Origin of the sequence: Acinetobacter corruptisaponis (assembly GCF_030053775.1) — a bacterium.
GTDB lineage: Bacteria > Pseudomonadota > Gammaproteobacteria > Pseudomonadales > Moraxellaceae > Acinetobacter > Acinetobacter corruptisaponis.
In genome coordinates, this window is sequence record NZ_CP125670.1 from 217816 (window position 1) to 241357 (window position 23542).

The window sequence follows — 23542 nt, forward strand, 5'->3', positions numbered from 1 at the left end:
TTCAGCTGAATGGCCAATGTAACTTTATGCCACTTAAGCAATGGCTCAGTTTCCACGAAAGGTTTTAAATAATGGCAAACTTACCTAACTCCTACGCTCTACCTCTAAAGATTGTTTCTACACGGCTCAACCACATGAAAACTGAATTAACGGGTGTGATGAAAAAGATTGAGCAAAGGGCAATATACAATCAAAAAATGAGAAAAGATCATTCAGATGATATTCAGTTATTGCTGACATGGGACGATTGGATCTACGCTGCACTTGATTGCAACCATGAGCTTAAGCAGGCCAGAATCGCAAAAGAGAACGAAATAGCACGGCAGACAAGTGTTATTGAAAAAATGCTCAACAATTATAATAACAATCAGCCTTTTGGTAAGGGAATTGATAAAAGCAAAGCTGCAAATGGATCTGTATATGAGCAAGCTTTACAGAATATTAAAGGTGTTAAAGGCTCTAAACCTGCATGGGCAAGTAATCTCAAAGTAGGTGATCATATCCCTAAAGAACTGCTCGATGAACTGCCAGTAACCACAGGGGAATTGGTAACACTTGGAAACTGGATGCTGACCAAAAATATCTATCGTTTTGAAGATATTGTGATTAATGAAATTTTGAAAACTGGTTTTGATGGAGTCATACCGAATTATATTATCAATCTTCCTGATCTATGTATTTATATCCAGACTGACAATGCCAAGCTTATGTTTGAAGACAATCGGGTTATGGGAGTGCTTTTCTGCGTTACTGAGCTTTGTGGACAGAGAGTTTTAGTTTCTACCATGTATTTAGATACTGGTATGCCTCGCACTATCGTAATCACATTAAATGAAGATCTGGATATTGAATCCAGTCTTGGGGATTTTGTTGATGAGTTTCAGCAAGACTATGATCCAGAAACCATGCAGGATGATTTAAACTTAAGAATTGAGATCCAAAAAAAATTAATCAATCTTGTGCTCTGGTTTAGCCAACAAAAGCCTGAAATTTCACCACCAATTCCAGAGGGCAGTAAACCTGTACAATTCACTCAAGTAAAGAAAGAGAAACGTCTTTTTGAAGCATCCAAGTATAAGACTTATATGATTGGTACGGAAACGGCAAAAGAATTCACTAGAATTTATCAGGAATTAGAGGCAGCCAAAAACCAAGCCAAAGGTACAGGAAAAAGAACACCTCATTTAAGACGTTCTCACTGGCACTTGTACTGGTACGGAAAAAAAGGGAAAAATGAACGTTATGACTTTAAGTTGCTTCCAATCACTATGGTTGGGGGCATTCCTAAAGCATAAATACTGATAAAATAATTAATAACTAAAACAAGAGTTTGTTCTAAAAAATAAAGGTCGCAAAAGCGACCTTATAAAATTTTGAGTCCGAACGACGCCCGAAGTTCTTAAAAACTTAAATGAATAAAATTCGAAAACTTTACTCAAATTTCCAAGAACTTAGTGATACGAAATCTAAGATTAGGTATCACACCTCGCTCAACGCTTAATTTGACAACTGCGTGCTGACTAATATCATGTGGCTTCAAGGTTGTCTTAGCCAATGTAACGTCTTTCAGCAAGAACTCAATTAATATAGTATCATCTACGCTGAAAAAGTCAATTCTGTACTTTATAAACCTTTAAAAACTGTAACTTATGCAATTATCACCTACTTTAGTCACTGTAGATCAGGATCAATTCTGGGAAATAAATGGAAATATTGACCTTGCAATCATACCTGCAAATACAATTGATGGAATTCCTTTTGAACTTCCTATTAGACTCCAAGATGGTAATAAAGCATTTGGATACAAGCACATTCTAGAGCGACATGGCCATGAATTTGCTAGATTAAGACCACCTTGTGATGTTTTTGATTTCATATACAAAAAACTAGCACAAGGTGGGGCGTTTCATTATCAAACTCATAAAAGAAAATCACTATTTATGAGTATGCACCCATCAGGTGTTCTTATACTTGAATACGTTAAAAATGGTAAAAACTCCTATTTATCTATCGTAACGTGCTATACAAGACAACGTGGCGTTGATGGAGATCGTGTTGGAAGTTACTCTAGTCGTTTCCAAGTAAAGCCAAGTTTAGTTCAGCCAATTAATGTTAGTAATTTACAGGCTAATGGACAACAGAATACTGTCCAAGAGATAGCAGCTACAGAGACAATTGCTGTGACAAACGATTCTGCTTAATAATATCGAAAACCTATAAATAATAAATCTGTTGAGTTTTCTATGGATTAAATACCATAGAGAATCTTTAACCGTTCTTTCTCTTTTTCAAATTCAGTCTCAAAATCAAATCCTATATGTCTTTTACTCCATTTTGAAGAATAGCTCAAAGCAATCCAAGCATCATAATGAATAAAAGGATTAAGTCCGATAGTGTTCCCAAGATTTTCACCCACATAAGTCGATAAAGTAATATCTAAGTGCATTCGACAGCTTTTTTTGAAATCCCAATCATTTACAAATAATAGGGTTGCAGAATATGCCATTAAAGGATTATTTGCTCTCGCTTTAGCAACGCTACGTCCTAGTTTTTGATAAAAAAACTCACTGTGATCAATAATATGCAATGATAGTCGTGTAGCAAGTTTATATTTTTCATCAAGCCTAGATCTATCAAACTCATACATACCATGATTTTTTTTTGATAGAGAAATGGCTTTTCTAATAATAGATTTTTTTGATAATATATAATTTAATCCATTAATATCTCTAATATCATAAGGATACATAAAATTAGTAGCTAAAGATTCATAAACCTCCTCATCTAAATCAAACCAATCATTCTTCAAAAGCTCTTTATCGACAATATATTTTTCATCATTCCTTTTTGAGCGAGTAATAGATTTTCTTAAAACATTTAATTGATGCTTACTATACTCTACCAAAATATCTTGGTTAGAACGCATTTCATAAAACCACTTCCTCATATTGCGAATATCTGATTGATTAAAATAGTTATTATATATAGCTGAACAAACTAATTTTCGGATTGCTTCTGTAACCTCATTACCAGATCTTGATAAATTTATAACTGAATCCTTTTCAACGTGAATAAGACTATCCTGACCAGAATAGTAGTCACAAAATAATAAGTGTGCATCAACACCATTATTGTTTTTAAATGCAAAATGAGCCTGTTTTACAGCTATATTAGAGATAGGGGATATGCTTTCATTGACCACTCTAGCTCCAACAACACCACAGCAAGGACATTCAATATCAATTTTTACAAATTCCGCAAAATTTTTATCTTTAAGATGGTCGTTAAAAAGACGTTTCAATTGCTCTACATCTAGCTCTCTTTTGAAACTTTTTGAGTATGCTGTAATTGCCATAGTAAAGCCCTGACATGGTTATATCATTATGGAATTTAAAAAATCTATTCTTAGATTCTATCGGCTTTGTTGCATAAAGGTTTGAAAGGCTGAGTTCCCTTAAGCTACTCAAATTTAAGAGACAACTTGGGTATGAGGGCGACCTAATTCTGTGAATTTATTCAAGACTGCCATGCGTGCATGGATCTCATTCACCTGACTTGGAAAACTCCGCGCTGTTAATTTATCGCCTAATAATTTGATGCAATGCATCTTGGTTTCAACCAAACTTCGACGGTGATAACCAGACCACTTTTTCCAAAGCGATCTGCCTAGCCGTTTGACTGTCTTTAATAATTTGTTCCGCTCTATAGACCTCGCTTGCTGATCCTTCCAAGGCTTTGCATTCTTTCTAGGTGGAATGATCGCATGTGCATCTCGATCTAAAATGACTTGTCGGCAGTGCTTGGTGTCATAAGCACCATCTGTATAAACAGAATCAATTGGTTCATCCAAGGGAATTTTAGCAAGTAAATCTTCGAGTACTTGAGAATCACTGACATTATTTGTGGTGAGTTGTACTGCACGTATTTGCAGGGTTTTAGCATCTATAGCAATGTGAAGCTTACGCCATTGGCGACGATATTCAGCCCCATGTTTCTTGCATTTCCATTCACCTTCACCAATAAACTTCAAGCCAGTAGAATCTACGAGTAGATGTAGCCCATTACTACTTTTTTGATAGCTAATCGCAATATCAATATGCTTTTGTCTACGACAAAGGGTGGAATAATCCGGAGCTGTCCAATCTAATCCAGAGAGTTTAATCAAGCTTTGAACAAAACCTGTGACCATGCGTAAAGAGAGTCGGAATAGCGATTTGATCATTAAGCAGCATTGAATCGCTGTATCAGAGTAGGTTTGATTTCGACCTTGCTTGCCTTGTGATTGTGCATACCACTGAGTCTTTGGATCAAACCAAATGGAAATATTACCTCGGTTAATTAAGGCTCGGTTATAGGATGACCAATTGGTTGTACGGTAGATTTTAGAGGCAGGCTTATTCATTTTGAAATTATATTGCTGAATAAGCTTTTGATGCTAGGTTTGTGCAACAAAGCCCTTTCCATCTATAAATTTCTTTCCAACCAAAGTCTCTATAAAATTTTGAGCTGCTAAGACAAGGACTTCAGTTTGAAACTGACGTGTTTCATTTAAATCTTCTAGTTCAGTGAATATTAAGAAAATACTATTTGTGCTTGATTTTATTGTGATCTCAAAATAGGATGTGTCAATTTTAAAGAATTTTGCCCCTAATATTAATGACTCTAATAAGTTTGGTGCAGATAGAATTGAGTTTCCTAGCTCGCCAAAAGACATTGGTCCTAACTTTTTACCAATTTGTAAGCTTAAAGTGGGGTCTATATTAAAGCTTTTAATTCTAGTTAAGAAATTATAAAAGTCTAAATAAGGCATTATGCTTAGTTCAAATAAATCTTTGGTATTAAGTGATGAGCCGCATAACAGTTTATCTATAACTTCGGTGTCTAAATTTAGCTCTCTACAGATGAAGCGAGCATAAATGGTCGATACGTGTTGCATAGTTGCTTACCATAAATTGCAATTGTCCGAAAATACCATACCGATGTCCGATAGTGAAATTTTTTAATTCCTCATGTCCTGTACTATTAGAGCTGCAAGAGCCCATGTGCTCCTTTCATATATGAGGTAAGAAATGAATGATTTTCCTCCAGGAGTAGTTGTCACTGCAGCCGCAATACAACTGGATACAGAGATTGGCAATATCAAAAAAAACCTTGAGTCTTGCTTATTTCTTGCAGAAGCGGCCGTAGAGGCAGGAGCTACATGGATTGGACTACCAGAGTTTTTTAACTCAGGAATCTCTTGGGATCCTAGCTTAGTTGACGCAATAGAGTTCGAGAACGGACAATCTGCTCAGTTCATGCAAGGATTTTCAAAGAAACATTCAGTTGTCATTGGTGGCTCATTTCTTTGTCGCGTTCCTGAAGGTGGTGTGCGAAATCGTTATTTATGCTTTAGCAATGGGCGATTGATAGGTAAGCATGATAAGGATATTCCAACTATGTGGGAGAGCTCCTTTTATGAAAGTGCTGATAAAAATGATTTAGGTATTATCGGAGATGTAGGTGGAGTTCGAATAGGGTCTGCAGTTTGTTGGGAGTTTATGCGAACTAATACATCAAGAAGAATGAAAAACCAAGTTGATATCGTAATGGGCGGCTCTCACTGGTGGAGCATGCCCTTGAATTGGCCTAATTGGTTGGTTGGTAAGGCAGAGGAGATTAATAGTAATAACTTGATAAAGTCTGTTCAGGAGACTGCTCGTTTAATTGGTGCTCCAATAATTCATGCATCTCATTGCAATAGATTTAGCTGCAAACTTCCAATCACCTCATTTATGAAATATCACGGTGTTCTAGAGGGGCACACAGCAATTTTAGATGCAGATGGAGAAATTTTAGCTCACCGAACTAAAGATGAAGGTGAAGGATTTGTTATAGCAACTATATCTTTAGGTAATGTCAAGTCTACAAGATCGATACCAGAAAGATTTTGGCTTCGCAAACGTACTGTATTAGGGGCTGCCTCTTGGTATTTATACGGAGCTATAGGTAGTTTCTGGTATAAAAAAAATGTAAGAAATTTACTTTGAATTAGGATGGTAATCCTGTAATCCAGTACTTTATAAGTACTTAGTGAATATATAATCAAAAATAGTAAGAATTTGAATTAATTAAACTATTTTTTGATTATATATCACCACACATCCAGCATGGTTTAGTTTCTTATTGTAGTAAGCTATCCTGCGCACTACAATTTTTTAACTACCGTTAATTTATAGAATTAATAAAATTTATGTGGTGTTTCTCAAAATAATGTGCTCTATAAGAACATTTTTGAAATCACAATATGATAGCTGTCTTAGCTCTAGGACCTCTAAAGCTAAACCAAATAGAAATTTTTAGAGGATCACCAGGTCTTAATGCCTCCCAATCTTCTTCATCAGATATGGTAGATTTGTGTACATAAATATTTTCAGTATATTTGGATGTTTTTACGAACCCAAACTGATCGTTAATAGTTACAATTACAGCATCAAAAAATCTTTCATTCCCTTCAGAATCTCGAATCATATGTGTAGGTTTATTCTTAATCTTTGGGCTTACATTTGATTGATTTAGATCCATAAATATTTTTAAAGCTTTTTCTTCGCTTTGATATATATATTCAAGACAAGCATGTAAAAATTTAGGCTCATAGTTAGAATCTCTAGGTGAGTAACATTTTTTTAAATATTTTATAGCATTTTGAAAATATAAATTTTCATTTTCTTTAATATAGGAATAAGCCATCAAATAATTAATAGCACGATTATTAACATCATTTCTCAGAAAATTTAGCATACATGTTCTAGCTTCTACAAAATCATTCTTTTTTATATAGAATTTTGCATACCTTTGAACAATATAAATATTATCACTATTTTTTCTTAAAGCCTCTTTGATCTTTTCAATTGCTCTAGGTGAGTTGTCTATTTCATCTGAAAAATCATGTTCAAGGACAGTAAGACTTTCATCATAAGGAAATTTCTTAAATCCAGCAGATAAATTATTTTCAAAATCTTTAATAATATCTACGAGATCATTTTCATTATCACAGTCTTTAATTTCATCAAGTAAAACTAATCCTTTCGTATGATAAGGCATCGATGTTCTGTTGGATATTCTAATATTGTCATTTAACAATTTCAAACTTAAATTTCTATACTTTATTTTATCTTGTTTAGATGATGAATTAAGTGCAATCTTTCTATAGGCATTTGCTTTCGTATGCTCTACTGTACGCATATCATAATAGCCATCACTACCATTGATACGTTTCAAATAATCTAAAGCTAGTTCATAGTTTGGATTTTGGTGATTGATCTCAAAAATAGCTCTTTGGTGTAATATAAATGCGTTGTTAACACCAATATCTTGAGCGATATTGAAGATAGAATGAGCTAAGTCTTTATCATTAAACTCTTCAGCTAGTATTCTTCCTTTTAGAATAAAATCTAAAGCTTTTGAATCTGTATCAAAGCCAATATTTAAGTATCTTATTATTTTTATTAATTGTTGAGCTTTATCCATTTCTGAAAGAAAGGCTTGCTTGAAAACATGTTGTGCTATATAGGAATGTCTAGTTGTATATACAATATCATTTACCCTATAACTATAATAGCTCGTAACTAATAGTTCTAAAGGTTGCAGAAACTTTTCTTTAAATTGTTCAAAATTGATACCACTAAGCCTCTTGATCATTCCCGCTCTTAGCTCAAGACCGTGTCGATGAAAACAGCAAATACTTAAATAAAGATCCTTTGCTGCTCTATCATAAATTCCTTCATATTCATCTTTAATAATCTCTGAAAATTCTTGACCATAATGAGTAGCTTCCAACAATGTCACCAAAAGTTGATTATTACTTTTTTCTTTAATGAATTTATACTTATCTATATCACTTAATTCTTTTAAACTTCCTTCTGCTTTAAATTCTTTTAATTTGTTTACTAAATTTTTAACTTCAAAATCATTTAAATCTCTTAAGCTGAAAAAGTTTGGATTTAGCTTATCTAAAATATTTTCACTGTTATTCCATTCATTAGTTCTAGCAGCTCCAACAATTAGAATCTTAGAGCAATCTTTAATTGAAAAATTCTTAATCTCCAATATTTCTGTCTGATGCTCTAAAATATTATCAACAAATAATATTATTGGCTCTTTAATTAATTTAATTAGTTCAAATATTAATTTTGTATTTAAGGTAGCCCCCTCACTAAGATAGAAACAGTTGCCATTAAACTTAGAAACCCCATTCCATGCTAGTCTCTTTAGTAGAACACTTTTACCACTACCTGCATAACCATTAATTATTAAAAAATTAAATAATTGATTCGATATTTCAAAATTTTCAAATAATTCAACTTCTAAGGTTCTTTCAATAGCTCTTTGAAAGTCTAAATTTTTAGCAATCCAGCTAAATCCATGAGCATTTCCTCTATAGAAAATCTCATTATTATAATTATCAGATTCTCCTTTTATTTCATCAGTCATTTCAACATATAGAAGTTGTTTTAACAGATATGTTTCTAATTCATTAGATGGTCTATCATTAGATGGAATCAGTTTAGAAATAACGGAATCATTCTTTAAAACATTATTTAATGACAATATATTCGAATCTTGTTTGCTTTTTATTTCACTTAAAAAATCATATAAATTATTAACTTTACATAAGAGATTTTTAGATTCCCAATAATCTTTATACATTTCATCCATAAATGGATCTAACCATATGTGACGAGTACGATTAACACCTTCTTTTTCTAAATCATCTAAAATACCTACAATATTATTGTCACCTAAACCATAACCATAAAAAATGACTAAATCGCTAGTTAAACATTCTTTTAAATACTGATAAAGACTAGACCTATTTTCTTGGTGTCTTCGATAATCACTACAAGATATAACTAAAGGAGTTCTTGCGTCATTAGGTCTAGAAATACATCCATGTATTTTTACAATTGGTAACTTATCAGGATTCACTACTACTTTTTGCAGTGAATCATTGTCACTAATAATTTTTTCTATTTTTTGCAATGCTGACTTATTTTCTCTATAAGCTTTTTCGATTGCTTCATCATAATTAGTTGTAAAAATAGCCTTCCATTTAAACTCAGATAAAAGTTGATGTTCATTTGTTGGATCAAAGTCACAAACTAATTCTTTGATAAAAAGATCAAAATTCTCCCTACCAGCTTTCTGTATAGCCATAGTAGAAGCAAAATCTAATGTAAGATGATTAGGGGTATTGCCAAGAAACTCTTCATTTATTTTTTGTAATAACTCATTACCAGTAAAGCCTATTCTTTTTTTTTCGCGGTCAGTACAATTATAAGAGGCACCTGCACCCAAAAATAATACTGCTTTTCCTTGTAAGATTTGTTTCTCGGTGTAATCCATCATTGCCTCATAAAAATCTATTGTAAGCGCACTTTTAGAAATTATTCTAAGTACTCAACTTTAAAAATTATCGTTTAACTATACCTTAAAGAGAATCAGATAAAATAACAATTTGTTTATCATAGAACTACTTATCTAAATTTAATGATAGAATTATCATTAATATTACCTTTTGATGATCAAATGATAAATGACAATTAGAATTTATGTTCGAGCAAGTACGAAAGATCAAGATGCAGAAAGGGCATTAGATGATTTAAAAAAATTTGCTCTATCCATAGAAGGTGACGTTAAAAAGTATGTAGAAAATGAATCGGGCACAAAGCTTGATAGACCTGTTCTAAATCGACTCCTTGATGACTCATCGAATGATGACACTTTATTAGTCGAAAGTGTAGATCGCTTATCTCGACTTTCACAAAATGACTTTGAAATCTTGAAAAATCGTATCAAAGAGAAAGGCTTAAAACTAGTAGTTGCTGATTTGCCAACTACACATATGCTTGTCAATTCAGCCGATAATACCACTAGCTCAATTCTCAATCTTGTAAATAATATGCTGATTGATTTGTTAGCTACAATGGCTCGATTAGATAATGACAAGCGTAGAGAGCGAATTAAGCAAGGTTTAGAAAGAAGTGGATATAAGCCTACAGGTAAAAAGGTAGATATAGCTAAACATGCACGAATCAAAGAGCTCAATAATAAAGGCTTAACCAAAGAAGAAATAGCCAAAGCAGTTGGCTGCGGTGTTGCTACTGTTTATAGAGTTATTAAGCCAAAAAATAGAGTTGTAAATGCTAGTCTACAGTTAGATACTACCATCTTGGAATAATTTGACTTTTTCATAGGTGTTTTTTATGGCAAAAATTTATATTGATACAAATATATTTTTAGATTTTTATCAAGCATCTATGGATAGGCTCAATGTATTTGAAGAAATTAAAAAATTTTCATCTGATATTATCTTAACAGAACAGACTATAAATGAATTTAGTCGCAATAGGTCTGCTAGATTAAACAATTTAGCAAATAGTATTGAAAAAGAGACGACAATTAAGATTTATACAACTGCTATAGTACAGTCATTACCAGACTTTTCGAAATGGAGTGAAGTAAAGAAAGAAGCAGAAGGATTAGCAAAAAAAATTTCTAAGCAGTTATATTCTTTAGCTACTGATATCAGTCTAGATCCCGTAAACACCGCATTTGAGGATCTTGTTAGGGTTACAACTATTTATCCAATAACACAAAAGAACATTTTTGATGCAAATAATAGAAAATTATTGGGTAATCCACCTACATCTCCTGACAAACATACTATTGGCGATGAGATTATTTGGGAAATGATGTGTGCTGAATTAACAGGAGACTTTCACTTGGGAGATTCTAGACAGCTAACCGATAAAAGTCTTCTGCCATTTGATTTGGTGTCTTAAAATCCAAGCCTTTTTGAATTCTTCGCTGATTATAAAATAACTCTATATATTTTGTAATATCCGCTTTGGCTTCTTCCCTTGTTTTGTAGTTGCGATGATGGACTAGTTCATTTTTGAGTATGCCCCAGAAACTCTCTATCGGTGCATTATCAAAGCAGTCGCCTTTTTTGCTCATTGAACCCTGAAAATCAAATTTCTCAAGTAAGTTTCGATATTCATTACTGCAATATTGGCTGCCTCTGTCTGAATGTACAATGAGATCTTTAGCAGGTTTCTGATTGCGAATAGCCATATTCAATGCATCACAAACAAGCTTGGCTGTCATGCGCTCATTTAAGCTATAGCCAACAACCTGTTTCGTGTAAAGATCTTTGACAGCTGCCAAGTACAACCAGCCCTCAGCCGTCCAAATGTAGGTAATGTCACTCGACCACGCAAGATTAGGCTTCGTCATTGAAAACTGTTGCTTGAGTAAATTGTCATAAATAGAACGGTTGTGATCACTGTTCGTGGTTCTTTTGAAACGCTTATGGCGCTTACAATACAACTGATTTGATTTTTTTATTTGGCGCACAGCATACGTACTTATTTTGATACCTTGCGCTTGTAAATGCTTGGTTAATCGAACATAGCCATAGCTTTGTTTGGTTTCTTCATGGGCTATTTTGACCAAAATTGTCTGCTGATTTCGCTGAATTGATCTTTTACTCATGCCTCGCTTTAGCCAATCATAAAAGCGAGAAACGGATACACGAAGTAATCGAGCCATTAAAATAATCGGAAATAAGTGGCTTTGCGATTTCATATAGGCGTACCTCACTGACTTTCTTTGGCAAAGTACGCTGCTGCCTTTTTTAAAAATTCACGTTCCATTTCAGCTGTTTTGAGCTGTTGTTTAAGCTTCTTATTTTCTTCGAGTAAGGCGTTTAGATCGGGCGAATACTGTTTTGTGCCTGCTAAAGTTCCAGCCTTTGCTTTGTTATTCCAGTTCGAAAGGGTTTGCATTGAAATGCCAAGTTGTCTAGCGGATTCCGATACATTACCTTGGTTCTCTTCAATGGCTTTTATGGCTTCAGCTTTAAATTCTGCGGTGTAAGTCTTCTGTTTCTTGCTCATGGTAAACTCCTAATGAGTATGTATAGTTTACCAAGTTAAACCCTCCTGTTTTTTAAGCACACATCAGTAGATCCTAAGCCGAATACTCAGGACTTTAAACTGTTAAAAAATGTATTTGAAAACATCATAGAGCCTTTATTAAAGCCTGAACAGAACTTAGCAATTTCAGCATTTACACAGGGTGTTAAAAATAGAAGTACATTTATTCTTAAAAAAGAGAAAGATCGAGAGCAAAATAAAGATGATGATTCTAATACACCAACGTTTTTTTAAGGATGTAAACACTAATGATAAAAGTACATAACGAAAATATATTAAATAAAATCCGTAAGAATTAATTTTTATCATATATGATTGAATGGGACTTGGGCTTATTATGTATTCCTTTATAGAACTAATATTAAAAGAGAATATGCAATTATCAGCAATAATTGGTGCTTTGATTTTTTTTACAATTCTTTTGGTTATATCAATAGGTTTCTCAGTAAGAATGAATAAAATAAATCATAATAAGACGGATTTGATTCGAGATGCTAAAGTAGAAGATATTGAATTTATTTTTAAGAATATATTGGAGGGTTCAAGAAATGGTTACTTTCATCCAGATTTGTATAATGTTGAAAATGCAAAAATGGGATTACAGGAAAACATTAGAACAATTATTGAAGAAAATTATCGCTTAGATAGTAACAGACCTGATTCTTGGGCATTCATATATGAAAAAAACGGACTACCTATTTCAGTGCTCATTTTGTCACGATCACTTACTCAAGGGTTTGAAATATGGATTATGGCTACAGAAAAAGAATACCAAAATAAAGGTTATGCAAAAGAATTGCTGAACTTTATTTTAAATAATTTCAAAAATCAAAAAACAGTCATAGAGGCGCATTGTTATATTAAGTCTGAAATTATGATGAAAATGCTGAAAGATAAAGGGTTTGAACAAGTTGAAAATAATTCACAAAATAAAAACTTGTTTAGAATCAATAATATGTAGCTTTTATTTAACATAATTAGCCTACTTTACGGTTTATCAAGTTCGGCTTTTTGCTCTTGGATGACTATTGTTGTATTCCTCTTTCATGGTTGTTTCATCGACATAAGTGTATATCTGCGTAGTATTGAGATCCGCATGGCCTAGCATTTCCTGAATATCCCGAATACCTACTTTAGATGACAGTAAATGTGTGGCAAATGTATGTCTTAAGGTATGAGGATTTGATTTCTGAGTTATGCCTTTATCCCTAAATAACTTCTTTACACGTTCATTGATTTGGGTTCGAGAAAGTTGCTTACCTGTAGTAGTTGTAAAGACATAATCATGATTCTGGCTTAAATTCTTTTGCATTATATGATTACGTTCAAGTAGCCATAATTCTAAGGCTTGTATTGCTTTCGAGCCAATCGGTACGATACGTTCTTTATTACCTTTACCAGTAATTCTTAATAATTTTTCATCCGTGTTAATTTTGCATATTTCTAAACTGTGTAATTCCTCAAGTCGTAATCCTGAGCTATAAGCAATTTCAACTAAGGCTAGATCTCTAATCTGGTTTGTCTTATATTTTGGATCTGGTTTTACAGGATTATCAAGAACATCATTCATAACATTGATCGAATGATAATTTGGTAGTTTTTTATTCTCGCCTTTGATTTTAATATCAATGGTTGGGTTTGAATTTATAATTTCTTCATTAAATAAATATTTGAAATAGTTTTTTATACCTGCTATTTCCTTTTTTATGGTGTCTATTGAAATTCCACATTGCTGTCTATGTGCAATAAATTGGTATATGTCAGATTTCTCAATAACCAAAATATCTGTCTTTATATAATCAAGAAAATGCACCAATGCTTCCTCGTACCCTTTTATTGTTAAAGGTGATTTGTTTTCTGTGATTAATTTATTTCTCCATTTATCAATATACATTTTTACCCTGATAGCCAGTTTGCTCAGTTCCTATTTTAAGTTAATTCTTAATGAAAAAATATGTATAAATTTGCAAAAATAAAGTCCGAAAATTCTACTTATGTTATAATTTAATCAAATGAAAAGTATCTTCACATAGAGGTGCAATGATATGAATATTATGACTGAAAAAGATGCAAAACATCTATCTGGCAAGGAAATCCTCGAGGGTCTTTTTGAAGATCAACGAGCAGCTGCTCGTAATCCTCAACACCCTGTAAATGATCAATTACGTGCCACTTTAAAAGCTAAAGCTGAGAAACTACAAAAATTAAAAAATCAAGAAAAAACAAGTGAGTCCACAGCAAGCTATGACAGAACGTGATAAAAATCCTGAACCACAATTTGCAGTTATAGTCGCAGGTGGAAATGGTTCAGGTAAATCTACACTAATACAAGAACAAATTTTACCTCGCTTTGAAAAGTTCAATTTTGACATTGCCTTTATCAATGCGGACGTTTGGCAAAAGGAACATTTTGGTGAATTTACCAAAGATCCTAGCCACGCTTATGAAGCTGCGAAGTGGGCTGAACAAGAGCGTCAAAGATATATAGATAATAAAAAATCATTTATAGCAGAAACCGTTTTCTCTCATCCATCCAAATTGGATCTCATCAAAGAAGCCAAAGATAAGGGCTATTTTGTAACCTTGTACCATATTCATTTAGACTCTCCTGAACTCGCTTTAGAGCGTATTCAGGATCGTGTTTTGGAGGGTGGGCATGGTGTGGATGAGGATAAAGTTAGGCAACGATATGAACGTGTTATCCCTCTTATAGCTGAAGCATCTATGTATGCTGATCAAACTTTTGTTTTTGATAACAGTGTCAGGAATGAACCACATAGTCTTGTAATGGAATTGAAAAACGGTGTTATCCATGATGTCTACCGTGATTTACCAAAATGGGTTGCTACAGGCTATGAAAAACAATTAAAAGCTTATTACAATGTTAACCAAGATTCATCTTTGATAGAGAATCTGATAACTAAAGGTGACAATATGAGCTTCATTAAAGAAAAGTTAGGATTTGATTGGAATCCTGATTTAATGCCGAAAGAAATACCTACCTACCATCGAGCACAAGTAATTCAGAATTTTAACATGACTCTAGCAGAGCATGTTCATGGATCTGCTGCTGTGGCAGGTAATCCCTATTCACTGGATGAGATTAAGCAGCTGATAAAAGGCCAATCTGTTGGGGGGCACAGTGTAAGTGACCAAAAGCAAGTTGTGAATCTTATCAGTGGAGCGAACTTCGTATCTGAATCTGTAATCAACAATACGTTTAGATTGGATAAATCAAATTATTTAGAAATTAATCGATTAGTTTCTAAAGATGAATCCATTGAAGCAGGCGTATTACGGGGCGAAGGCAAAGAGACAACATTTACGCCTCACGTTGCAATTAGACATAATTATTCTCATAAGCCTATAAAGACAGAAGAAGATGCTATCAAGTTAAATAAGCAATTTAGTGATGGTATTGCAGTTTTAAATTCAATAAAGAATCCATTAGAAAAAGGAATGGCTACTTTTCTTTTCGGTTCATTGAACCAATTCACATTTGAGGGTGAAAAGCGCACAGCTCATTTGATGATGAATGGTGTATTGCTTAGTGCAGGTTTGGACGCAATTAAGATCCCTCCTGAAAAAGCTATTGATTTCAGACAGAACATGACAGAATTCTATAAAACTCGTAATGCTGACAAAATGATGGATTTCTTGTTAGAATGCCATCCAGATCGTGAAAATATCAAAAAGGTTCAGCAAGACAAAGATCTTAAGATTGATAACTCAATTACCCGATCTTTCTAGAACTATAAATAAGACCTTACGAGGTCTTATTTTTTTCAAGATTCTAAATGAACTTGTAAGGAATAATTATGTCAGTTAATGATAACTTTCAAAATAAATTTGAAATCAATGAATATTTGCTACCTAATAAGTATGATTTTAAATCTATTGAAGATTTGTTGTTAAAATATCAGAAAGAGTTTGTAAGTCATATTCAATCTCAGGTTATATTTTCCGATAATCCAATTCGTTTGCATTCTGATATTTCAAGTTTAATTGATAATATTACTATTTCTAATTGTACTCTAGAAGAACAGGATCATGTTTTAAAAATTCTTGAATCTAATCATTTCTTAATTAATGCCATGAACCATTCTGGTTTAATGAAAAATGATTATATATCTATCATAAAAAAATATTTTCCATTTCTAAATTTCGAGTCTGTTGATTTCGTTGAAAATATAAAAAACCCTTACAAGTTTTCAATTTTCCTTTTCGTTATTTTGTATTTAAATAATATTTCTAATAAAAACTTGCATTGGGCAATTTTACTCATTTTTAATTTCTCATTAATTGCTTCTGGAATTGGCAGTATTCTTTTAAGTGAATTAAAGATTCAGGATTTAAGAAAAATTCTAAATCAGTTTGATGTAGACAAAAATGCTGATGCAATTACTGTATTTTTATTGGCAAACTTAGGTTCGCAAGTTGAGGCTAATTGAATGAATATGTCAGTCAGTTATACCATTGATCGTGCATCATCCAAGAGAAGTATAATATTGCAGACTGCTCACAGACTTTTTAGTGAACAATGTTTTGGACGTGCGGGTATCGATAGAATTATTGAAGAATCTTCTGTGGCAAAGATGACTTTTTATCGGCACTTTAAGTCAAAAGAGCAACTAATCGAAGCTTGCCTTGAATTTGAAATTGAGAATCAAATTTCATCTATCAATGCTACTTGTAGTCAACCTCATATAACTTCCTCAATCGAAAAATTGAAAGCTTTATATTCGTGGTTTATTGATCGTGCATTTGATTTAGATAATCGATCATGTATTATTAATAAAGCTTTGGCAGAATTAAGCCATCTTCATAACATACATAAAATTGTTATTTGCTATGATAGTTGGAAGTTTAATTATATTCAGAGCATATTGTTAGAAAATAATGTTACTAATAAAGAAACGCACCATATTTTTTATGGGTTTTTAAATTCCATTTTAATGCCTTATAGCTTTAAACCAGATTGGAACTCTGTTGTGAAACAGTTTGATTTGACATTAATTAACACGTAATAACTCATCCCAACAGAAAGGATTGCGTGTAACATTTCCTCTACTCATTGACCAATTTCTATTTGGTAAATAACAAGTACCAAGTGCAAGTTTCTTTTTACCATATTTATTATGTACACCCTCATAAGCAATCATAAAATTTTCTTTTTTTTCTACAATCTTCATGTCAGTTAATAAATCATAGGTATGTTTGTTTTTCGGTTCAAGTTGAGTAAGTACAACTCCGCATTTTTTAAATTTTACTCCAAATTTATAAACATGATTTATCATGTATGTCGATAATTTTACGAAATCCGTAACACAATCACTTGCTTCAGGTAATTTAAAAACAATTGATCGAGAATAGTAGGATTCTCGTTTATCAAAATAACTGGATTCTGCGAAAACAGTTATGGTACTGCAAAGCTGTCTTCCTGATCTCAATCGCCTTACAGCATCTTGTGTGTGCATACCAATAGCTTCTTTCAAGTCATTTATGTTGGTAACTCTTTGCCCAAAAGACCTCGATGAGATAATCTGCTGCTTATCAGGAGCACAAGGCTCGATTGGAATGCAGGAGATTCCCTGTAACTCCAGAACTGTTCTGGCCATTACGACACTGAACCTCTTTTTGATCTCATTAGCATTGCTTGCTACTAGATCCAATACAGTTTTAATATTTAAGTCATTCAATTTTTTTCCATTTTTTCGCCCTACTCCCCATACCTCCCCCACTTCAATGGTTGAATAGAATTGAGTTTTTATACTTTTATCCATTTCTATGAGATTACATACCCCCTGAAATTCTTTATTGGTTTTGGCAATATGATTAGCTATTTTAGCTATGTAAGTAAGAAATATCTTTATTTGAGCTTTGTGTATAAAATATAGATGTTCGTTCATATGTTACTAAACAAAAGGATGGAATCATGCCTAAATATAAAATTATAAAAGGTGGTGAAAAGTATCCAATTCATATTGTTGATGAGTTCGGCATACCAAATATTGAATTAATGTTATATTTCAAAACCATAGAAAACAATTACTCTCCAAAAACAATACAAACTTATCTTCGAGAACTAGTTTCATTTATTAATTGGTCTGAAACAGATGGAATAGCTGTTAGACAGGGTTGGAACTTTATGGGGCATAATTTAGAAGTAAGAGAGCTTGTTTCTTACTTTCTAAAAACACAGCTCAAATGTTCATTACAAGTGAGAGATGATAAGTTAGGTTTTGAAGTACAAATTATAAAAAGAACACAGTTGGCTCCTAAGAAAAGCTTGAACCATCTATTGGCTGCTCTCACATCATTCTATCGCGTATTGAAAAAAGCTAATTTGTATCATTATGAAAATCCAATGATTGGTGATAATGCTAAAGCATTAATTCAAGCCGAAAGATATAAAAAAATTGCCACATTTAAAGAAGTAATAGGAAGATCCCCTATGCCTGCTGCAAGTGGTGTAGATAGTTTCCAAACTCAAAGACTATCGGCTGCATACTTCAGAATTAATGGAAGAAATGAATGGAGACCAACAATAATTAGGATCAATTATTACAACAATCAGTGCTCTCTGCTGGAGAGAGTTGGGGGTGGAACATACGTGAATTCGCTTTAGTGCATATATTATTTGATACAGGTTGCAGAGTACATGAAGCCTGCGAAATTACTATAGGCGATTGGCAGCACTCCCATTTTGGTCGGGAAATTCGCGCAATTAATAAAGGTAGCTTTGGCGTTAGAACAAAAAATTTATATCTTTCAGATAGAACAGTAAAAATCCTACGAAAATATGTTGATACAGAAAGATATGTAGTCGATAAACATGGGAGGAAGTTAAGAGATCTAATGAATATGCCAGCACCTATGGCGCATGAAACTCCATTATTCCTAACCTCTATTAATACTAGATTTTCTGAAGATTATTTCAGAAGCCATTTTTGGTCACCTGCTTTGCTTAAAGCAGGAATAAAACTTCGAATTCACCAGATTAGACACTGGTATGTCACTATGGCAATCAAAAACCTTAAAGACATTTCCAAATCAGAAGAAGAGTTAGAAAAAAATAGACACATTCTACGTTTACTAATGTCATGGAAAAGCGATATGTTGTCTGTCTATGATCATTCAATTCAATATGCTGACTTACCTAATTTTGCCAACCAACTCCACAATAAAATGGAAGAAAAAATAAAGTCAGAAAATTTAATCACTCAAAAAACTAAAAAATCGGACTCCAAAGATCAAGATTCGGAGATGACCTTAATGCTTAATGAAATGTTATGGAGTAATTGAGTATGAGTAAAATACCTCCTAAGCATCACTCAACCCGACGCAGCTTAATCCTAGATGCTTTGAAAGAACTTCATTCAAAAGGCCAGCCATTTACTAAAAGATGTCTTTGCTTTATCTGGGTACTGTGGCTCCTCAATTTCTAGTATCACTACTCCATATATAAAAGAGGTTGGGGACAATTTATTAAATACCCTAGTTACAAATGATTCAGAATACCAAAGTTGGAGAAATGAATTTCTAACATTGAGAGCTTTTCTAGCAAATAGCATAAATAGAGAAGCTCTATTTATAAAATGGGCAAATATTAACATTGATTATATTTATCGATCTGGAAAGCTACCTACGCTAACGAATGTTCGAGAACAGACGGGTAGCTATATATTTATATTAAGAAAAACTTTAGATATCTGGTATGAAAATAAAAAAATTGAAAAACCATATAAGTCTAGAGATGATTATAAAAATGCACGCCCTCAAGTAATAGAAGTATTTAACAAACTTTATAGTGAGAAAAAAATTATAACTTTGAGTGTTATTGCAGAACAGCTTCATTGCTCAAAACAACTGGTAGCATTATATTTAAAAAATACGACTGACGAAATGGCTAACCTCTTATTAGCTCAAGAAGTCAACAATAATTCAGTTTATGAAAGTTGGTGTTTAGATTTCCTTAGTTTAAGAGCACTACTAAATAATCACAAATTAAGAGTGGATTTATTTAGAAAATGGGTATGGGTTCATATTGACCATATCTATCGTAATGGAGGGAAACCCAATTATACTGAGGTTCACAAACTAAGTGGTAGTAACGATCGTTTAATTAGAGAAACCTTAGATTATTGGTCTGAAAAGCTAAATATACCTATTACAAATAAAGTTCACTGGGTCAATATCACTCTTGATCAAGTCTTAGAACAAGTTGATGATCAGTTAAAATTCATCCCCCTAACCTTTCTAGAAGATGAGTGATATGTGCTGAATTAGCAGGAGACTTTCACTTGGGATATGCTAGGCAGCTAACCGATAAAAGTTCTCTGCTATTTGATTTGGCGTTTTAAAATCCAAACTCTTTTGAATTCTTCGCTGATTATAAAATAACACAATGTATTTTGTAATATCTGCTTTAGCTTCATCTCTGGTTTTATAGTTGCAATGATGCACTAATTCATTCTTGAGTATGCCCCAGAAACTTTCAATCGGTGCATTATCGTAACAGTCCCCACGTTTGCTCATTGAACCTTGAAAATCACATTTTTCCAGTATCTTTCGATATTCATGGCTGCAATATTGGCTGCCTCTGTCCGAATGAACAATTAAGCCTTTCGTTGGTTTTTGATTACGAATCGCCATAGTCAGTGCATTGCAAACAAGTTGTGCGGTCATACGCTCATTTAAGCTATAGCCAACCACTTGTTTCGTGTACAGGTCTTTTACTGCTGCCAAGTATAACCAACCTTCAGCAGTCCAAATGTATGTAATATCGCTTGACCATGCAAGATTGGGCTTAGTCATTGAAAACTGTTACCCTAGTAAATTTGCGTAGATCGCTCGATTATGATCACTCTTCGTAGTTCTTTTGAAACGCTTATGACGCTTACAATACAGCTGGTTGAGCTTTTTTATTTGACGTACAGCATACGTACTGATTTTGATACCTTGCGCTTGTAAATGCTTAGTTAATCGAATATAGCCATAGCTTTGTTTAGTTTCCTCATGAGCTATTTTGACCAAAATTGTCTGTTGATTTCGCTGAACCAATCTTTTATTCATGCCTCGTTTTAGCCAATCATAAAATCGTGACACTGAAACGTGAAGTAATCTAGCCATAAAGCTAATCGGGAATAAATGTCTTTGCTGTTTCATATAGGCGTACCTTACTGACTTTCTTTCGCAAAGTACGCTGCTGCCTTTTTTAGAAATTCACGTTCCATTTCAGCTGTTTTGAGCTGTTGTTTGAGCTTTTTATTTTCTTCGAGTAAGGCATTTAGATCAGGTGAATATTGTTTAGTGCCTGCTAAGGTGCCAGTCTTTGCTTTATTATTCCAATTTGAAAGAGTTTGCATTGAAATGCCAAGTTGTCTGGCTGTTTCCGATACATTGCCTTGATTGGCTTCAATCAATTTTATTGCTTCAACTTTAAATTCTGCGGTGTAAGTCTTCTGTTTCTTGCTCATGGTAAACTCCTGATGAGTGTCTATAGTTTACCAAGTTAAAACCTCCTGTTTTCTCAGCACACATCAATGATATTTCCAATTTACATTTACAATATAAGGCTCTCGAACAGAATTATGCACAAGATACTCTTAACCTTGTGATTGCTATTGGCTACCTTAGTAAACTTGTTTCAAATGAAAATATTAAAAACCATTTAGCAAAGTATCAGTCAGATATTTTATCTGGCTTTGAAACACTAATTAATTCCAATGTAGTTAAGTAACAACTCTACAATTTAAATTAAAGCTTTTTATATCGGATTAATGTTCCCGAATAATATTTTCGGTGGAGATAGTGCCAGTTTAACCATGGAAATAACCCACTATTTTATATAGTTTTTACCTTAACTAATTCAAATTTACCCCATGTTTCTCATTACCTTTTAGACATTTTCCAATAGGTTAAATTTTTACTCAACAACAATTACAACAGAAAAAGGACTTTCACCTAAAGTATTGGAATTTAAAATTTTAACCGCTTTTATTTTAATTCACGCTCAAAAAACTCCAACGTACGATTCCATACTACCTGAGCTTCTGGCAAAGCACGACTAACACTTCTAAAACCATGTGGCATGTTATAGGTATAAGCTTCAACTCGTTCTCCCAATCCCTTAATCAGTTTATTACGCCTTGATGAAGGACAAATTGGATCAATATTAGACCAGTGCCCTTGAATCAGACGAATACCATCTAGTGTCTCACTTTTAGGAATTCCCGCTCCCTCAATACCCAGTGAATGATGATACACTACAGGTGCTAGCATATCCTCTCGTTTAGCCATTTGAATCACAAAACCGCCTGTTAGACATTGACCTAGCATCCCCAACCGACCATTACATTGTGAGTCTGTTTTTAATGCATCTAGCAAAGCGTGCACCTCCTGATTTAGTTCACTATTAGCACTATTTTTTAAAGCAGCAGCTTTAACAAATGCCCGGATACAATAACGCATGGCCCCATCAGTAAATAGGTTAGGTACATAAACTAGATAGCCACGGGAAGCAAGATCCTGTGCATCTTCCCGATACACATCTAACAGACCAAATAGTTCGTGCAGCAATAAAATTCCAGGTGCCCCCTCGGACACATTTGTTGGTGCATATACTTCCACTTCAATATCACGTTTGGGTAATTTGATCTTTTTTATTTCCATAGGAACATCCTGTTAGCCTTAACTAAATGTTACAAGCCTGAAAATTTATATTAAATTAACTTTCTGAAATTTATAACATTAAAAAATAAGTTCCAAAATAGAACTATAAAAGTAAAAATATTCCTTTTTATCATAGACTGTCAATTCTTTTTTAGAACCTATTCTATTACCTTTTCGCTATACAGCTAAAATATTAGCGCAACCCGCACAATACAGATCTAATTAAAGTCTGTTTAATCACATCTTTATCACCCCATGCATATTCAGGAATAGTAATTAAGTTAAAAATTAATCCTTGTACTGCACAAAACAGTATGTTTTGAATGACATCAGGATCGCCTGGCCCAATTTCACCATCTTGTTGTGCTTGAACGAGGATAACTTTAAATAAGTCAAATTGTTGTAGCACTAATGAACTATCTACAAAATAATCTTCGTCATCATGTTGCGGACGATCCTCAATTAAAAAAATCGAACGATAATCATCTGGATGCGCAAGCCAAAAATCAACATAAGCTAAACAAAGGGTTCTAATACGCTCGCCTGCGTCAACAGATTGGTAACATTCCATCATTTCCACAAAAAGCTGTGCGAAAATCTCCTCCCAAAGATTTAACAATAGATGCCGTTTACTTGGAAATAATTTATATAAAAAAGCTGGTGAACACTCTGCAAGTACAGCAATCTTACGCATAGAAACACCTGCATACCCTTCTGTTGCAAAGAGTTTTTTTGCAGCATTCACAATATTTTTCTTGCTTTCATCCGTTTCTTTTGGATTTCGAGGAGGTCGCCCCCGAGTAGCATTTGTCAGTTTATCTGTCATCATGGCTTGTTTTCGTAAACGCGTTTACGATATATTAAAAATACAAAGGATCGAGAAGCCTATT

22 protein-coding genes and 1 pseudogene are annotated in these 23542 nt (G+C 33.4%); 13 read left to right on the plus strand and 10 right to left on the minus strand.

Features of this window, described 5'->3' with window-relative positions:
• The first annotated feature begins 134 nt into the window (after positions 1-134).
• Together QLH32_RS19270 and QLH32_RS19275 are read left to right on the plus strand one after the other, a co-directional pair.
• Positions 135-1295, plus strand: coding sequence for an AcrVA2 family anti-CRISPR protein (locus QLH32_RS19270; protein WP_283269493.1), 1161 nt, complete (start codon positions 135-137; stop codon positions 1293-1295).
• Between the two features lie 354 nt (positions 1296-1649).
• Positions 1650-2201 (plus strand): hypothetical protein, encoded by a 552-nt coding sequence (locus QLH32_RS19275; RefSeq protein ID WP_283269494.1) that lies wholly within the window; start codon positions 1650-1652, stop codon positions 2199-2201.
• A gap of 47 nt (positions 2202-2248) precedes the next feature.
• On the opposite strand, the gene QLH32_RS19280 is transcribed toward QLH32_RS19275, so the two are convergent.
• From QLH32_RS19280 to QLH32_RS19290, 3 genes are all read right to left on the minus strand, one after another.
• Positions 2249-3355 carry a hypothetical protein gene (locus QLH32_RS19280; protein WP_283269495.1) on the minus strand — a complete coding sequence of 369 codons (1107 nt, stop codon included), beginning with the start codon at positions 3353-3355 and terminating at the stop codon, positions 2249-2251.
• Positions 3356-3469: 114 nt separating this feature from the next.
• Complete coding sequence (locus QLH32_RS19285) at positions 3470-4402, minus strand: IS5 family transposase (RefSeq protein WP_283268533.1); 933 nt, start codon at positions 4400-4402, stop codon at positions 3470-3472.
• 33 nt (positions 4403-4435) lie between these two features.
• Entirely contained in the window at positions 4436-4936 is a 501-nt protein-coding gene (locus QLH32_RS19290; protein WP_283269497.1) for an AraC family transcriptional regulator ligand-binding domain-containing protein, read from the minus strand.
• A gap of 133 nt (positions 4937-5069) precedes the next feature.
• Here QLH32_RS19290 and QLH32_RS19295 point away from each other — a divergent pair, with 133 nt between their 5' ends.
• Positions 5070-6029 (plus strand): carbon-nitrogen hydrolase family protein, encoded by a 960-nt coding sequence (locus QLH32_RS19295; RefSeq protein WP_283269498.1) that lies wholly within the window; start codon positions 5070-5072, stop codon positions 6027-6029.
• A 250-nt stretch (positions 6030-6279) separates the two neighbouring features.
• Here QLH32_RS19295 and QLH32_RS19300 read toward each other — a convergent pair whose 3' ends face one another.
• A complete protein-coding gene (locus QLH32_RS19300) occupies positions 6280-9384 on the minus strand; it encodes an SIR2 family protein (RefSeq protein WP_283269499.1) in 3105 nt (1034 codons plus the stop codon).
• 190 nt (positions 9385-9574) lie between these two features.
• Between QLH32_RS19300 and QLH32_RS19305 the strand changes: the two genes are divergently transcribed.
• Both QLH32_RS19305 and QLH32_RS19310 read left to right on the plus strand, forming a co-directional pair.
• The gene (locus QLH32_RS19305; RefSeq protein WP_136695485.1) at positions 9575-10219 is read left to right on the plus strand and encodes a recombinase family protein; all 645 of its coding nucleotides are present in this window, start codon (positions 9575-9577) and stop codon (positions 10217-10219) included.
• 25 nt (positions 10220-10244) lie between these two features.
• Positions 10245-10823, plus strand: a complete 579-nt coding sequence (locus QLH32_RS19310; RefSeq protein WP_283269501.1) for a PIN domain-containing protein — start codon at positions 10245-10247, stop codon at positions 10821-10823.
• On the opposite strand, the gene QLH32_RS19315 is transcribed toward QLH32_RS19310, so the two are convergent.
• Positions 10774-11939 (minus strand): IS3 family transposase gene (locus QLH32_RS19315; protein ID WP_155756441.1). Its coding sequence is split into 2 segments (ribosomal slippage): positions 10774-11681 and positions 11681-11939, totalling 1167 coding nucleotides; the frame shifts between segments, so codons are not numbered across the junction. The genes QLH32_RS19310 and QLH32_RS19315 overlap by 50 nt on opposite strands.
• Before the next feature lie 412 nt (positions 11940-12351).
• Between QLH32_RS19315 and QLH32_RS19320 the strand changes: the two genes are divergently transcribed.
• On the plus strand, positions 12352-12939 hold the full coding sequence (locus tag QLH32_RS19320) for a GNAT family N-acetyltransferase (RefSeq protein WP_171255597.1): 588 nt from the start codon (positions 12352-12354) through the stop codon (positions 12937-12939).
• A 36-nt stretch (positions 12940-12975) separates the two neighbouring features.
• Here QLH32_RS19320 and QLH32_RS19325 read toward each other — a convergent pair whose 3' ends face one another.
• A complete protein-coding gene (locus QLH32_RS19325; RefSeq protein WP_044424394.1) occupies positions 12976-13872 on the minus strand; it encodes a tyrosine-type recombinase/integrase in 897 nt (298 codons plus the stop codon).
• A gap of 151 nt (positions 13873-14023) precedes the next feature.
• On the opposite strand from QLH32_RS19325, the gene QLH32_RS19330 reads away from it, so the two are divergent.
• The 4 genes from QLH32_RS19330 to QLH32_RS19345 all read left to right on the plus strand — a co-directional run bounded on the left by QLH32_RS19330 (position 14024) and on the right by QLH32_RS19345 (position 17005).
• The gene (locus QLH32_RS19330) at positions 14024-14236 is read left to right on the plus strand and encodes a hypothetical protein (protein WP_240016408.1); all 213 of its coding nucleotides are present in this window, start codon (positions 14024-14026) and stop codon (positions 14234-14236) included.
• The gene (locus tag QLH32_RS19335; RefSeq protein ID WP_225761853.1) at positions 14205-15728 is read left to right on the plus strand and encodes a zeta toxin family protein; all 1524 of its coding nucleotides are present in this window, start codon (positions 14205-14207) and stop codon (positions 15726-15728) included. Before QLH32_RS19330 ends, QLH32_RS19335 begins: the two co-directional genes overlap by 32 nt.
• A gap of 68 nt (positions 15729-15796) precedes the next feature.
• Positions 15797-16429 (plus strand): hypothetical protein, encoded by a 633-nt coding sequence (locus tag QLH32_RS19340; protein WP_283269503.1) that lies wholly within the window; start codon positions 15797-15799, stop codon positions 16427-16429.
• Positions 16430-17005, plus strand: coding sequence for a TetR/AcrR family transcriptional regulator (locus QLH32_RS19345; protein WP_240016406.1), 576 nt, complete (start codon positions 16430-16432; stop codon positions 17003-17005).
• Here QLH32_RS19345 and QLH32_RS19350 read toward each other — a convergent pair.
• Positions 16991-17887 (minus strand): DinB/UmuC family translesion DNA polymerase, encoded by an 897-nt coding sequence (locus tag QLH32_RS19350; protein WP_283269504.1) that lies wholly within the window; start codon positions 17885-17887, stop codon positions 16991-16993. The two genes, QLH32_RS19345 and QLH32_RS19350, sit on opposite strands and share 15 nt — an antisense overlap.
• A 26-nt stretch (positions 17888-17913) precedes the next feature.
• Here QLH32_RS19350 and QLH32_RS19355 point away from each other — a divergent pair, with 26 nt between their 5' ends.
• The 3 genes from QLH32_RS19355 to QLH32_RS19365 all read left to right on the plus strand — a co-directional run bounded on the left by QLH32_RS19355 (position 17914) and on the right by QLH32_RS19365 (position 20252).
• Complete coding sequence (locus tag QLH32_RS19355; protein WP_283269505.1) at positions 17914-18606, plus strand: hypothetical protein; 693 nt, start codon at positions 17914-17916, stop codon at positions 18604-18606.
• Entirely contained in the window at positions 18606-19283 is a 678-nt protein-coding gene (locus QLH32_RS19360) for a site-specific integrase (protein WP_283269507.1), read from the plus strand. Before QLH32_RS19355 ends, QLH32_RS19360 begins: the two co-directional genes overlap by 1 nt.
• 243 nt (positions 19284-19526) lie before the next feature.
• Positions 19527-20252 carry a hypothetical protein gene (locus tag QLH32_RS19365; protein WP_283269509.1) on the plus strand — a complete coding sequence of 242 codons (726 nt, stop codon included), beginning with the start codon at positions 19527-19529 and terminating at the stop codon, positions 20250-20252.
• Positions 20253-20291: 39 nt separating this feature from the next.
• Here QLH32_RS19365 and QLH32_RS19370 read toward each other — a convergent pair.
• From QLH32_RS19370 to QLH32_RS19380, 3 genes and pseudogenes are all read right to left on the minus strand, one after another.
• Positions 20292-21457, minus strand: a pseudogene (locus tag QLH32_RS19370) (IS3-like element ISAba21 family transposase).
• A gap of 520 nt (positions 21458-21977) precedes the next feature.
• Positions 21978-22652, minus strand: a complete 675-nt coding sequence (locus tag QLH32_RS19375) for a dienelactone hydrolase family protein (RefSeq protein ID WP_283269510.1) — start codon at positions 22650-22652, stop codon at positions 21978-21980.
• A 193-nt stretch (positions 22653-22845) separates the two neighbouring features.
• On the minus strand, positions 22846-23481 hold the full coding sequence (locus QLH32_RS19380) for a TetR/AcrR family transcriptional regulator (protein WP_283269511.1): 636 nt from the start codon (positions 23479-23481) through the stop codon (positions 22846-22848).
• Positions 23482-23542: the final 61 nt, after the last annotated feature.